Genomic DNA, 12927 nt, shown 5'->3' on the forward strand with positions numbered 1-12927 from the left:
CAAGGCGTCAGATCAGTAGACCGTCAGGCTCTTGCAGACCACCGCCGGGGGGGCGCTTCGCCCCGCCCCGGACCCCCAAAGAGTATTTCAGCCAAGATGAACGGCCGAGCAAACAGGCCGAGACAGAACGTCGTATCAGTCGCTGTCCTTGTTGATCAGCCCGTATTTGCGCAGCTTCACATACAGCGATTGCCGCGACAGGCTAAGCATATCGGCCGCCGCCACCCGGTTGTTGCGGGTCAGCTCCAGCGCGGTTTCGATGCACATTTTCTCGATGACATCCGTGGTTTCGGCCACAATGTCGCGCAGGGTGGACGAGCCGACCAGCTCCATCACATTGCGCATCCCCTCTTCATTCGGCACGCCTGCGGGACGGCGCAAACTGTCCGCCCGGCTGACATCGCGCACCACCAGCGCCAGAACCGGATTGGGGCGGTCATTCAGCCAGCTGGCCGACAGCTCTACCGCCGTCTGCCCCGAGAAATCGGTGGTCAGCCGGGTCGCATAGAGCCGCAACTGCCCGGTGCGCTTGACGTTATCCATCAGCACCCGCAGATCGACCGCGCCGCGCGCCAGATAATCAGCCAGCGACCGGCCCCGGACCGAGGCGGTATTGGCGCTGTCGGTCAGGTTCAGAAACGCCTCATTGGCCGATACGATGATGCCATCGGCATCGGTAAACACGATCCCGTCAACGCCATCCTGATACAGCCGCGCCAGATTGCCGGTCAGGTCATCGCCCTGCGGCGTCACCGTATCGGCATGGTCGAGCTGGCACATCAACAACCGCTCACCCGCAGCGCGGAACATCGTCGGCGTCACCAGAAGCCGCTTTTGCGACCGGCGCGCCGATAATTCGATTGGCCCGGCACTTTCGGCAACGGCCAGATTGGCCATGCTTTCCAGAAACTCGCCCCGACGCCGGCCCTCAAACTCTTGTGCGATGGCAGCTCCGATCATATCGGCCCGGCTGCCGCCCAGCAGGGTCGCCGCTGCCGGGTTCAGATCGGTGATCCGCCCGGTGGACATCGAGACGATGACAATCGGGTCGCGCCCCACCTCCATCAGCACGCGGTAGCGGGTGTCCGCCTCACGCTGCGCCTCATAATCCCGCTCCAGCGCCAGCTGCGCAGAAATCAGCTGTTGCTGCACCTCGGCAATCGGGCGCAGATCACGGCCGATCATCAGCACCGAGTCGTCGGACCCGATCCTGTGCAGACTGTAACGCACCGGAAATTCCCAGGCGGTCCGGTCGGCATGGTTCAGCTCGATCACCGCCGGGGTGCGCCGGTTGCCCAGATCGGCCAGCCGCGCCTCCAGCTTGCGCCAGCTTTCGGCAGCCAGAATCGATTGCAGCGAAACGCCTTCCCAATCCGCAACCCGCGCCTGAATACCCTGCGCCGGGTTCACCAGAACCGAAACAACCTTGTGAGAGGGGGAGATCAAAAGCGCAAGATCACCGGCAGAGGCAATGATCTCGCCCAACAGTTCGGGCGCAATCAGCGGAAGCTTTCCACCGTTCAAAAGGTGCCGTCCATCCGTAGTCACCTGACTATCCGTTCTTTTCCTGCACACCAGCCGGCGCGCTTTGAGTTATACTGCCATCAGGGTCCGCCTGGCGGTCAGGCCCAGAGCCTCCACCGCTTTTGGCAGATCGTTGGTCACGATATCCGCCCCTGACACAGCCGCAACGTCCTCCCCCCGTTCCAGTTCCAGTATCGCCCCTCCCAAGGCGATGCGCAGTCCGGCCGAAGGGTCTTCCTTCAGGGTTTTCACCAAGCCGGTGCAAGTTTCAAGCTTTTCGTGACAGGCAACCGAAATCATTGCACCGTCAAAACGCCGTTGCGCCAGAATTGCCGCAAGTTCTGCCTGTGTGGGCGCAATCCGCAGGCAGACCGATACCCCGTTGCGCCGCAACCATCCCGTCGCCACCACCGCGCCCAGCGTATGCTGCTCGCCCGGCGGCACGATCATCAGCACCGTCGCAGCCCCCGGTATTGCCGTACCACCAGCCACCCAGCCCTTGCTCACCTCATGCAGCAAGGTCTGCAGCCGGGCCGACCCGATGCTCACCTCGGCAAACGAGGCAGTGTCATCTTCCCATCTGCGCCCCAGCCTGCGGGCCACTTCGGGGATATAGTGATCGGCCAGCATCCGGTCAGAGATTTTTGACCGCCTGAAATCGGACCAGAGCCGGTTCATCACGCCGGGATCACGAGACCGGGCCGCCGCCATCATGGCCGCCACCACCGGCTCTTTCAGCGTGGCACAGGCCGCACTGTCGCGCGCCGCGATTCTGGCCATCGCATCGGTCGCAAGCCGGGTAATACCCACACCGCTCAATCCGCGCAGCCCATCGACCGAAAAGTTGCCATCCTGCATCCCTGGCTCCGAAACCATCTTGCCGGTCCGCCTCAACAGCCGGACCGGACGACCGGCAGAACCGCACAGGATTTTTCCGAAAACAATGCGCTCCTGGCCCCGACTGTCACTCAGTGACCTTATATTGTCAAATCAAATTGACACATGGCAGATAGGTCAAAACCAGCAAGCCACCCGCAATCTTTTGAACAGGTAGCACAAACCCGTCAATCATGAGCCCAGATGACTGACATATACACCTGACAGGTCGCGCGCACTTCGCCCGCAATACTGTAAGTTTATGTTGACACTTTCACGCTCGCGTCTAACCTGTAAGTGCCACAGACCAAGGGAGGGGCCGCGGCACATGCAGCCAAAGCCATCATATTCGCCAGACCGGCCAGCAGCGCGCAGGCAGCTTTACACAAAGGCTGAACGCGCCCGCCGCGATGCCACAAAATGGACGCTGGTGCAGGGCATTCTTGCCCCGTTGCAGTTCCTCGCCTTCGGGGTGTCGCTGGCGCTGGTGCTGCGATTCCTCTGGACCGGCGATGGCTACACCGCCGCCACGGTCTCGATTCTGGTCAAGACCGCATTGCTGTATCTGATCATGGTGACGGGGGCGATCTGGGAAAAGGTGGTGTTTGGCCAGTATCTCTTTGCCCCGGCGTTCTTTTGGGAAGATGTGGTCAGCTTTGCCGTCATCGCGCTGCATACGTTCTACCTTTACGGGCTGATCACCGGCGCGCTCGATCCGGCGGCACAGATGACCGTCGCCCTTGCCGCCTATGTCACCTATGTCATCAACGCCGGACAGTTCCTGTGGAAACTGCGGCAGGCCCGCCTTGATGCCGGGGCAGCAGCACCCGCCCCTGATGCCAAGGGGGTGACCGCATGAGCCTTGATTCCCCCGCCCGCGGCTGCCGCGACACCCCCGTGCTCAAAGAGCGCGGCCAGCGTGAGGTGTTCTGCGGGTTGACCGGAATCATCTGGCTGCACCGCAAGATGCAGGATGCGTTCTTTCTGGTGGTCGGCTCGCGCACCTGCGCCCACCTTTTGCAATCCGCCGCCGGCGTGATGATCTTTGCCGAACCCCGCTTTGGCACCGCCATACTGGAAGAAAAAGACCTTGCCGGTCTGGCTGATGCCAATACCGAACTCGACCGTGAAGTGGCCCGCCTGCTGACCCGCCGTCCCGACATCAAGCAACTGTTCCTCGTCGGCTCCTGCCCGTCCGAGGTGATCAAGCTGGATCTCGCCCGCGCCGCCGAGCGGCTAACCACGCTGCACGCGCCGCATGTGCCGGTCTACAATTACTCCGGCTCCGGCATCGAGACCACCTTTACCCAAGGCGAAGATGCCTGCCTCGCCGCCATGGTGCCCACACTGGCCGCAACCAAGGCGCGCGACCTCCTCGTGGTCGGCGCGCTGCCCGATGTGGTTGAGGATCAGTGCCTTTCGCTGCTGGCGCAGCTTGGCATCGGCCCGGTCCGCATGCTGCCTGCCCGCCGCGCCACCGATCTGCCTGCTGTCGGGCCTGAAACCGTGTTTGCGCTGGTGCAACCCTTCCTCGGCGACACCCATGCCGCCCTGATCCGGCGCGGGGCCAGACATCTGCCCGCCGCCTTCCCCTTCGGCGAAGAGGGCACCACGCTCTGGCTCTGGGCGGTGGCGCAGGAATTCGGCATCTCCAGAGCCCATTTCGACGCCGTCACCGCCGCCCCCCGCGCCCGCGCCGCCAAAGCCGTTGCCGCCCATGCCGAAACGCTGAACGGCAAATCGGTGTTCTTCTTCCCCGACAGCCAGCTGGAAATCCCGCTCGCGCGCTTTCTCGCCCGTGAATGCGGCATGACCCCGCTCGAAGTCGGCACCCCCTTCCTGCACGCCGCCATCACCGGCCCCGATCTTGACCTGCTGCCCGAAGGCCCGGTCATCTCCGAGGGGCAGGATGTCGACCGCCAGCTCGACCGCCAGCACGCGGCACGCCCCGACCTCACCGTCTGCGGCCTCGGCCTCGCCAATCCGCTGGAGGCAAAAGGCCATACCACCAAATGGGCCATCGAGCTGGTGTTCACGCCCGTCCATTTCTACGAACAGGCGGGCGACCTCGCCGCCCTGTTCAGCCGCCCGCTGCGCCGCAAGGCCCTGCTGACCGCCCCCATTTTCCGTCCTGAAATATCCCGGGGTCCGGGGCAGAGCCCCGGGGGTCAGCCATGAAGCTCACGCTCTGGACCTATGAGGGCCCGCCCCATGTCGGCGCGATGCGCGTCGCCACCGGCATGACCGGTTTGCACTATGTGCTGCACGCGCCGCAGGGCGACACCTATGCCGACCTGTTGTTCACGATGATCGAGCGGCGCAATCACCGCCCGCCGGTCACCTACACCACCTTTCAGGCCCGTGATCTGGGGGCCGATACCGCCAACCTGTTCAAGGATGCCGCGCGCGACGCCTATGCCCGCTTCACGCCGCAGGCGATGATCGTCGGGGCAAGCTGCACCGCCGAGCTGATCCAGGATGATCCCGGCGGTCTGGCCGGTGCGCTGGACCTGCCCTGCCCGGTGATCCCGCTGGATCTGCCCAGCTACCAGCGCAAGGAAAACTTCGGCGCGGATGAGACCTTTCATCAACTGTGCCGCGCCCTCGCAAAGCCGATGCCGCGCACGGAACAGATCACCTGCAACATCCTTGGCGCCACCGCGCTTGGGTTCCGGCACCGCGATGATGTGGCCGAGATCACCAAGCTTTTGGGCCTGATGGGCATTTCGGTGAATGTGGCCGCGCCCTTGGGCGCCTCCCCCGCCGACATCGCCCGCATGGGTCAGGCGCATTTCAACGTGCTTTTGTACCCCGAAACCGGCGAATCCGCCGCCCGCTGGCTGGAACGCGCCTGCGTCCAGCCATACACCAAATGCGTCCCCATCGGCGTCGGGGCCACCCGTGATTTCCTGCACGAGGTCGCCGCGCTCACCGGTCTGTCGCCCCAGGTCGATGAATCCGCCCTGCGCCTGCCCTGGTGGTCGGCAAGCGTCGACTCCACCTACCTCACCGGCAAGCGCGTGTTCCTGTTCGGCGATGCCACCCATGTCATCGCCGCCGCCCGCATCGCCGCCACCGAAATCGGCTTCGAGGTGGTCGGCATGGGCTGCTACAACCGCGAATTCGCCCGCCCGATGCGCGCCGCCGCCAAGGCTTATGGGCTGGAGGCGCTGATCAGCGATGACTATCTGGAGGTCGAAGACGCCATTGCCGCCGCCGCGCCCGAACTGATCCTCGGCACCCAGCAGGAACGCCATATCGGCAAACGCCTCGGCATCCCCTGCGCCGTGATCTCGTCGCCGGTGCATGTGCAGGACTTTCCGGCGCGCTACAGCCCGCAGATGGGGTTTGAAGGCGCGAATGTGATCTTCGACACCTGGATTCACCCACTGGTTATGGGACTGGAAGAGCATCTGCTGACCATGTTCCGCGAGGATTTCGAATTTCACTCCGATGCCGGCCCCAGCCATCACGGCGGCAAGGCCGATCTGCGCGAGATGGCGGAGGATGCGCCGCTGGCGGATGCGGCTAGGGGGGCTCTGCCCCCCGGCTTCGCCTCCCCCCGGGATATTTCAGGACAGAAAATGGAGGCAGAAGCCCCGCCCCTCCCAGCCAGTCCGGTCTGGCAGGCATTGGCCGAGCGCGAGCTGAAAAAGATCCCGTTCTTTGTGCGCGGCAAGGCAAAGCGCAACACCGAGGCCTATGCGTCTGAGCAGGGCGTGGCCGAAATTTCCGTTGAAACCCTGTATGAGGCAAAGGCCCATTATGCGCGATGACCGCTTCCCATCGCCGGAGATGACTGCGCTGCAAGGCGACGGGGTTTACCGTTTCGTGATCGTCACGCTGGATGCCCATGCGGCAGGCCCGGCGGCACGGATCGCGCCACGGCTGGCACATGATTTCCCTGGGATCGAGGTTTCGGTCCATGCTGCCGCCGAATGGGCGGAAAATCCGCAGGCCCTCGCGGCGGCCAAAGCGGCAGTGAACAGCGCTGACTTTGTGGTGGCAAACCTGTTGTTCATCGAAGAGCACATTGCCGCCATCCTGCCCGAGTTGCAGGCCGCACGGAGCCGGTGTGATGCCTTTGTCGGGGTCATCGCCGACCCGTCGGTGGTCAAGCTGACCCGGATGGGCGATCTGGACATGAGCGTCGAGGCCTCGGGCCCGATGGCGCTGCTGAAAAAGCTGCGCGGCAGCAAGGCGCCCTCTGGCGGCTCCGGCCAGAAGCAGATGGCGATGCTGCGGCGGCTGCCGAAGATCCTGAAATACTTTCCCGGCAAGGCGCAGGATCTGCGGGCGTGGTTTCTGGCCATGCAGTACTGGCTGGGCGGCTCGGATGACAATCTGGAGGCGATGGTGCGCTTTCTGGTCAGCCGCTATTCCGGCAAGCGCGACTGGGCAAAGATCAAGGCGGCGGCCCCGATCGACTACCCCGATGTCGGCCTTTACCACCCCAGCTTGCCCCATCGCATCACCACTGACGCAAGCGCCATCCCCCGGCCCGAGGGCGCGGTGGCAACGGTCGGCATGCTGATGTTGCGCAGTTATATTCTGGCGGGCGACACCGCGCATTATGATGCGGTGATTGCAGCATTCGAGGCCAAGGGCATCGCCGTGCTGCCCGCTTTTGCCGGGGGTCTGGATGGTCGTCCGGCGATGGAGGCGTTTTTCTCCGGGCCTCCCGGTGCGACGGTCGATGCTCTGGTCAGTCTGACCGGGTTCAGCCTGGTCGGCGGCCCGGCCTATAATGACAGCCCGGCGGCGGTGGCGGCGCTGCAGGCGCTGGATGTGCCCTATATCGCCGCGCATCCGCTGGAATTTCAGACGCTGGGCCAATGGGGCGCATCAGGCGGCGGGCTTGGCCCGGTGGAAACCACCATGCTGATCGCCCTGCCCGAGATTGACGGCGCGACCAACCCCACCGTCTTTGCCGGGCGGCATGACCTGAACGGCTGCACCGGCTGCGCGCAGAACTGCCAGCCGCAAAGCGCCGAAGCGCTGGCAACCCGCGCCATGGCCCCCTGCTTTGAGCGGATCAGCGCATTGGCCGACAAGGTGGCGCGTCTGGCGCATCTGCGCCGGTCCGATGTGGCCACCCGCCGCGTCGCCATCGTGCTTTACGGCTTTCCGCCCAATGCCGGGGCGGCGGGCACGGCAGCCTATCTGTCGGTGTTCGAGTCGCTGCACAACATGCTGCACGCCATGCACGCCGCAGGCTACCGGGTGGACCCGCCCGCAAGCGTGGAGGATCTGCGCGAGGCCGTTCTGGGCGGATCGGCGCGGATGTATGGCCAGCCCGCCAACGTGGCGGCGATTGTGCCCGCCGCCGAAGTCGTCGCAAAAACCCGCTGGCTGCGCGATGTCGAGGCCGCCTGGGGCCCGGCCCCCGGTCGCATCCAGACCGATGGCCGGGGCGTGTTCGTGCTGGGCCGCGAGATGGGCAATGTGTTCGTGGGCCTGCAGCCGGTGTTTGGCTATGAAGGCGACCCGATGCGGCTCTTGTTCGAAAAGGGCTTTGCGCCCACCCATGCCTTCACCACCTTTTACCGCTGGATGCGCGAAGACTTCCGCGCTGATGTGCTGCTGCATTTCGGCATGCACGGCGCGCTGGAATTCATGCCGGGCAAACAGGCAGGCCTGTCAGAAACCTGCTGGCCCGACCGGCTGATCGGCAATCTGCCCAATGTCTACCTCTATGCCGCCAACAACCCCTCTGAGGCGACCCTTGCGAAACGCCGCTCGAACGCGATCACCATCACCCATCTGACGCCCCCCCTGGCGCAATCGGGCCTGTACAAGGGGCTGGCCGATGTGAAAGACACGCTGACCCGGCTGCGTGCCCTGCCGATGGACGCGCCGGAGCGGCTGGAGCTGGCCGATCTGGTGCGCGAACAGGCCCGTGCGGTGGATCTGGACGCGAGCGATCTCGATACGCTGTGGATCAGGCTGCTGGAGACCGAAGGCGCTTTGATCACCGATGGCTTTCACGTTGTGGGCCGCAAGATGACCGATGCCGCCCGTGCCGCCATGCTGGACCTGATGCCCGACACCGCCGACAAGGCAGCAGCCGACCGCCTGCTGCGCGAAGAGCATGAGATCCCGGCCCTGCTGCGCGCGCTGTCGGGGCGGTTCACCCCCCCGGTGCCGGGCGGCGATCTGATCCGCGCGCCGGAAATCCTGCCGACGGGGCGCAATATCCATGCCTTTGACCCGTTCCGGATGCCGACCGCCTTTGCCATGCAGGATGGTGCTGCACAGGCCGAGCGGCTGCTGGCGGCGGCAGAGCGGCTGCCGCGCACCGTGGCGCTGGTGCTGTGGGGCAGCGACAACATCAAATCCGATGGCGGCCCGATTGCGCAGGCCCTCGCCCTGATGGGCGCACGGCCCCGGTTTGACCATTACGGGCGGCTGTGTGGCGCCGATCTGATCCCGCTGGCCGAGCTGGGGCGGCCCCGGATTGACGTGGTGATGACCCTGTCAGGCATCTTCCGCGACCTCTTGCCCTTGCAGACCCGGATGCTGGCCGAGGCGGCGTACAAGGCCGCCACTGCCGAGGAACCGCTGTCGCAGAACTTTATCCGCGCCCATGCGCTTGTTTATGCGCAGGAAATGGGCGTCGAGATGGACGTGGCGGCCCTGCGGGTGTTTTCCAATGCCGAGGGCGCTTACGGATCGAACGTCAATGTGTTGGTGGGCTCGTCGGCATTCGGAGCCGAGGATGAGCTGGCCGACGCTTACGAGGCGCGCAAGAGCTTTGCCTATGGCCGCACCGGCAAGCCGGTGCAGAACGGCACGCTGCTGCAAAAGGCGCTGAAAGATGTCGATCTGGCCTATCAGAACCTGGAATCGGTCGAACTGGGCGTCACGAGCGTAGACCATTACTTCGACACGCTGGGCGGCATCGCCCGCGCGGTGAAACGCGCGCGCGGTGGAGCGGAAACCCCGGTGTTCATCGGCGACCAGACCCGTGGCGCGGGCACCGTGCGCACATTGCGCGACCAGATCGCGCTGGAAACCCGGTCGCGCAGCCTGAACCCCAAGTTTTACGAAGGCCTGCTGCGCCACGGGGCCGAAGGCGTGCGCCAGATCGAGGCGCATGTGACCAATACGATGGGCTGGTCAGCGACAACGGCGCAGGTCGACCCTTGGGTTTATCAGCGCCTGTCCGAAACCTTTGTGCTGGACGAGGCGATGCGCAAGCGGCTGGCGGGCCTGAATCCCGAAGCCAGCAACCGCATGGCACAGCGCCTGCTGGAAGCGTCGGACCGCAACTACTGGCAACCCGACGCCGAAACTCTGGCCGCGCTGCAGCGGGCGGCGGATGAGATGGAAGACCGACTGGAAGGGATCGCAGCAGAATGACGATGTGGCCCCTGAACTTCGCTTTCGGACCGGGGCTCTGCCCCCAGCTAATTGGTTTCTCGAACCAATGGCGAAACCAACGAGCTACCCGGGATATTTGCAGACAGAAAATGGAGGCGCGCCCGCCTCTGGAAAGGAGCGGACAATGAGCCCGCGTGATGAGATACCAAACCTGAGAGGCCTGGACGGCGACGGATCGGTGCAAGTGCATCAGGATGCCGCTGTGAAGATCGAGGGGGCCAAGGTGTTCTCGGTCTATGGCAAGGGCGGGATCGGGAAATCGACCACCAGCTCGAACCTGTCGGCCGCGTTTTCGATGATGGGCAAGCGGGTGTTGCAGATCGGCTGTGACCCCAAGCATGACAGCACCTTTACCCTGACCGGGCGGCTGCAATCGACCGTGATCGACATTCTGAAAGAGGTGGACTTTCACGCCGAAGAACTGCGCCCCGAGGATTATGTCGCCATCGGATTCAACGGGGTGAAATGTGTGGAGGCGGGTGGCCCGCCTGCGGGCACCGGCTGCGGCGGCTATGTCGTGGGCCAGACGGTCAAGCTTCTGAAACAGCATCACCTGCTGGAAGACACCGACATCGTGATCTTTGACGTACTGGGCGATGTGGTCTGCGGCGGCTTTGCAGCACCCTTGCAACACGCCGACCGCGCGGTGATCGTCACCGCCAATGATTTCGACAGCATCTATGCGATGAACCGGATCATCGCCGCCGTGCAGGCGAAATCCAGCAATTACAAGGTGCAGCTTGCGGGCTGCGTCGCCAACCGCTCACGCGAGACCGATGAGGTTGACCGCTACTGTGCCCGTGTCGGTTTCAACCGGCTGGCGCATATGCCCGATATCGACGCCATCCGCCGCTCGCGACTGAAGAAAAAGACCCTGTTCGAGATGGACGATGCCGAAGACGTGGTGATGGCGCGGGCCGAATACATGAAGCTGGCCGATACGCTGTGGCGCTCGGTGCAGCTGCCCGGCTCCACCCCCGACCCGCTGCCCGACCGCGAGATTTTCGAGCTGCTGGGGTTTGACTGATCATGACCGACTATGCCACCACCCGCGACCGGGTCGAGCACTACTTCGACCGCACCGCCACCAAGGTGTGGGAGCGCCTGTGCTCTGACGCGCCGGTCAGCCGGATCCGGCAGACCGTGCGTCAGGGGCGCGATGCGATGCGGGCGATGATGCTGGCGCAATTGCCCGCCGATCTGACCGGCGCGCGCATTCTGGATGCGGGCTGCGGCACCGGGCTGATGACGGCAGAGCTGGCCCGGCGCGGGGCCGAGGTGGTGGCGGTGGATATCTCGCCCCAGCTGATCGCGATCGCGCAAGGCCAGCTGGAAGCGCGTTTTGCCGGTCAAGTGACCTTTGCCGCTGGCGACATGACCGATGCCGCCCATGGCCGGTTTGACCATGTGATCGCGATGGACAGCCTGATTTACTATCATGCCGCCGACATTACGGCGATTTTGCACCGGCTGGCAGAACGCGCCAGCGGCAATCTGGTGTTTACAGTCGCCCCGCGCACGCCGTTCCTGATGGCGTTTTTCACGCTGGGCAAGCTGTTCCCGCGCGCTGACCGCTCGCCCACCATGATCCCGCATGCCTTTGACACGCTGTCGAAATCCACCGGGCAAGGTCTTGGCCGCGTGGGGCGGATCAGCAGCGGGTTCTACATCAGCGACTGTCTGGAGTACCGGCCATGATCCTGCGCAAGAAGGACATCGCGAAACTGGGCGGGGCGTGGATGCCCTTTGCCGATGCCGCCTCCGAGGGCCTGCCGATGGGGCAGTTGCTGCGGCTCTCGCTGTTCCAGATCTCGGTCGGGATGGCGACGGTCCTGCTCCTGGGCACGCTGAACCGGGTGATGATTGTCGAGCTGTCAATTCCGGCCATGCTGGTGGCGCTGATGATCGCCATTCCGGTGCTGGTCGCCCCGTTCCGCGCGTTTCTGGGCCATCGCTCGGACACCCACCGAAGCGCGATCGGCTGGAAGCGGGTGCCTTACCTGTGGTTCGGCAGCCTGTGGCAGATGGGTGGCCTTGCGGTGATGCCGTTCGCGCTGATCGTGCTGTCGGGCGACCAGTATCTTGGGCCACCTTGGGCGGGTGAGGTGCTGGCGGCGCTGGCCTTTCTGATGACCGGGCTGGGCATGCACATGACCCAGACCGCCGGTCTGGCCCTCGCTGCCGACCGCGCGAGTGATGAGACCCGGCCACGCGTGGTGGCGCTTTTGTATATCATGTTCCTGCTTGGCATGGGCGTGTCGGCGGTGATCGTCGGTTACCTGTTGCGCGACTATGACCCGATCACGCTGGTCCGCGTGGTGCAGGGCTGCGGGGCGGCGACGCTGGTCCTGAACATCATCGCGCTGTGGAAGCAGGAAAAGGTCAGCCCCATGACCCGCGCGCAGCGCGAGGAACCGCGCCCACAGTTCCGCGATGCCTGGCGCGATCTGATGGCGGGCGGCACGGCGGGGCGGTTGCTGGCGGTGGTGATGCTGGGCACGCTGGCGTTTCAGATGCAGGATGTGCTGCTGGAGCCGTATGGCGGGGAGATCCTGGGCCTGTCGGTCGGGGCCACCACGCTGCTGACGGCCGCGTGGGCGGGGGGCGCGCTGATCGGCTTTTTACTCGCGGCGCGCTGGCTGACGCGGGGGCTGGACCCGTACCGCATGGCCGCGCGCGGCATTCTGGCCGGGATTGCCGCGTTTTCCTGCGTGATCTTTGCTGCCCCGCTCGACAGCACGCTGATCTTTTACACCGGCGCTTTCGGCATCGGCTTTGGCGGCGGGCTTTTTGGCATCTCCACCCTCACCGCTGCGATGACCATGCCTGCGCGCGGGCTGGCGGGCGCGGGTCTGGCGCTTGGCGCATGGGGGGCGGCGCAGGCCACGGCGGCGGGGCTGGCGATCCTGATCGGCGGCACCCTGCGCGATGTGGTCGGCCATCTGGCCAGCGCCGGAAAACTGGGTGCGCTGACTGACGCGAGCATCGGCTATTCCGCCGTCTATCACCTTGAAATCGGACTGCTTTTTCTAACGCTTATCGCCCTTGGCCCCTTGGTCAAGGTCAATATCCTGACCCCACCGAAACCGGACGCCGACGGGGGCAAACTCGCCCTTGCCGACTTCCCCACCTGACAACGCGGAG

Annotated in this window: 9 protein-coding genes; 7 read left to right on the forward strand and 2 right to left on the reverse strand. The window is 64.7% G+C overall.

The window, feature by feature from the left end:
- Positions 1-135 precede the first annotated feature (135 nt).
- Together ppsR and D1012_RS12635 are read right to left on the reverse strand one after the other, a co-directional pair.
- Positions 136-1548, reverse strand: coding sequence for a transcriptional regulator PpsR (gene ppsR / locus D1012_RS12630; protein ID WP_118152730.1), 1413 nt, complete (start codon positions 1546-1548; stop codon positions 136-138).
- A 45-nt stretch (positions 1549-1593) separates the two neighbouring features.
- Positions 1594-2400: a cobalamin B12-binding domain-containing protein gene (locus tag D1012_RS12635; protein ID WP_118152732.1), complete on the reverse strand. Its 807-nt coding sequence runs from the start codon at positions 2398-2400 to the stop codon at positions 1594-1596.
- 328 nt (positions 2401-2728) lie between these two features.
- Here D1012_RS12635 and bchF point away from each other — a divergent pair, with 328 nt between their 5' ends.
- The 7 genes from bchF to D1012_RS12670 all read left to right on the forward strand — a co-directional run bounded on the left by bchF (position 2729) and on the right by D1012_RS12670 (position 12917).
- Positions 2729-3259 carry a 2-vinyl bacteriochlorophyllide hydratase gene (gene bchF, locus D1012_RS12640; protein ID WP_118152734.1) on the forward strand — a complete coding sequence of 177 codons (531 nt, stop codon included), beginning with the start codon at positions 2729-2731 and terminating at the stop codon, positions 3257-3259.
- Entirely contained in the window at positions 3256-4578 is a 1323-nt protein-coding gene (locus D1012_RS12645) for a ferredoxin:protochlorophyllide reductase (ATP-dependent) subunit N (RefSeq protein WP_118152736.1), read from the forward strand. The genes bchF and D1012_RS12645 overlap by 4 nt, the downstream gene beginning before the upstream one ends.
- Positions 4575-6176 (forward strand): ferredoxin:protochlorophyllide reductase (ATP-dependent) subunit B, encoded by a 1602-nt coding sequence (bchB, locus tag D1012_RS12650; protein WP_118152738.1) that lies wholly within the window; start codon positions 4575-4577, stop codon positions 6174-6176. Before D1012_RS12645 ends, bchB begins: the two co-directional genes overlap by 4 nt.
- Positions 6177-6195: 19 nt before the next feature.
- Positions 6196-9762 carry a magnesium chelatase subunit H gene (locus D1012_RS12655; RefSeq protein ID WP_233517116.1) on the forward strand — a complete coding sequence of 1189 codons (3567 nt, stop codon included), beginning with the start codon at positions 6196-6198 and terminating at the stop codon, positions 9760-9762.
- Between the two features lie 145 nt (positions 9763-9907).
- The gene (bchL, locus tag D1012_RS12660; protein ID WP_118152742.1) at positions 9908-10810 is read left to right on the forward strand and encodes a ferredoxin:protochlorophyllide reductase (ATP-dependent) iron-sulfur ATP-binding protein; all 903 of its coding nucleotides are present in this window, start codon (positions 9908-9910) and stop codon (positions 10808-10810) included.
- Between the two features lie 2 nt (positions 10811-10812).
- Complete coding sequence (gene bchM, locus D1012_RS12665; RefSeq protein ID WP_118152744.1) at positions 10813-11481, forward strand: magnesium protoporphyrin IX methyltransferase; 669 nt, start codon at positions 10813-10815, stop codon at positions 11479-11481.
- Positions 11478-12917 (forward strand): PucC family protein, encoded by a 1440-nt coding sequence (locus D1012_RS12670; protein WP_118152746.1) that lies wholly within the window; start codon positions 11478-11480, stop codon positions 12915-12917. The genes bchM and D1012_RS12670 overlap by 4 nt, the downstream gene beginning before the upstream one ends.
- Positions 12918-12927: the final 10 nt, after the last annotated feature.

Origin of the sequence: Pseudotabrizicola alkalilacus (assembly GCF_003443995.1) — a bacterium.
In the GTDB taxonomy this organism is placed as follows: domain Bacteria; phylum Pseudomonadota; class Alphaproteobacteria; order Rhodobacterales; family Rhodobacteraceae; genus Pseudotabrizicola; species Pseudotabrizicola alkalilacus.

Bases quoted from the DNA above. Each gene is read 5' to 3' on its own strand.
- D1012_RS12635 (WP_118152732.1), bottom strand. From the start codon at position 2,400: ATGGTTTCGGAGCCAGGGATGCAGGATGGCAACTTTTCGGTCGATGGG.
- bchF (WP_118152734.1), top strand. From the start codon at position 2,729: ATGCAGCCAAAGCCATCATATTCGCCAGACCGGCCAGCAGCGCGCAGG.
- D1012_RS12645 (WP_118152736.1), top strand. From the start codon at position 3,256: ATGAGCCTTGATTCCCCCGCCCGCGGCTGCCGCGACACCCCCGTGCTC.
- bchB (WP_118152738.1), top strand. From the start codon at position 4,575: ATGAAGCTCACGCTCTGGACCTATGAGGGCCCGCCCCATGTCGGCGCG.
- D1012_RS12655 (WP_233517116.1), top strand. From the start codon at position 6,196: ATGACTGCGCTGCAAGGCGACGGGGTTTACCGTTTCGTGATCGTCACG.
- bchL (WP_118152742.1), top strand. From the start codon at position 9,908: ATGAGCCCGCGTGATGAGATACCAAACCTGAGAGGCCTGGACGGCGAC.
- bchM (WP_118152744.1), top strand. From the start codon at position 10,813: ATGACCGACTATGCCACCACCCGCGACCGGGTCGAGCACTACTTCGAC.
- D1012_RS12670 (WP_118152746.1), top strand. From the start codon at position 11,478: ATGATCCTGCGCAAGAAGGACATCGCGAAACTGGGCGGGGCGTGGATG.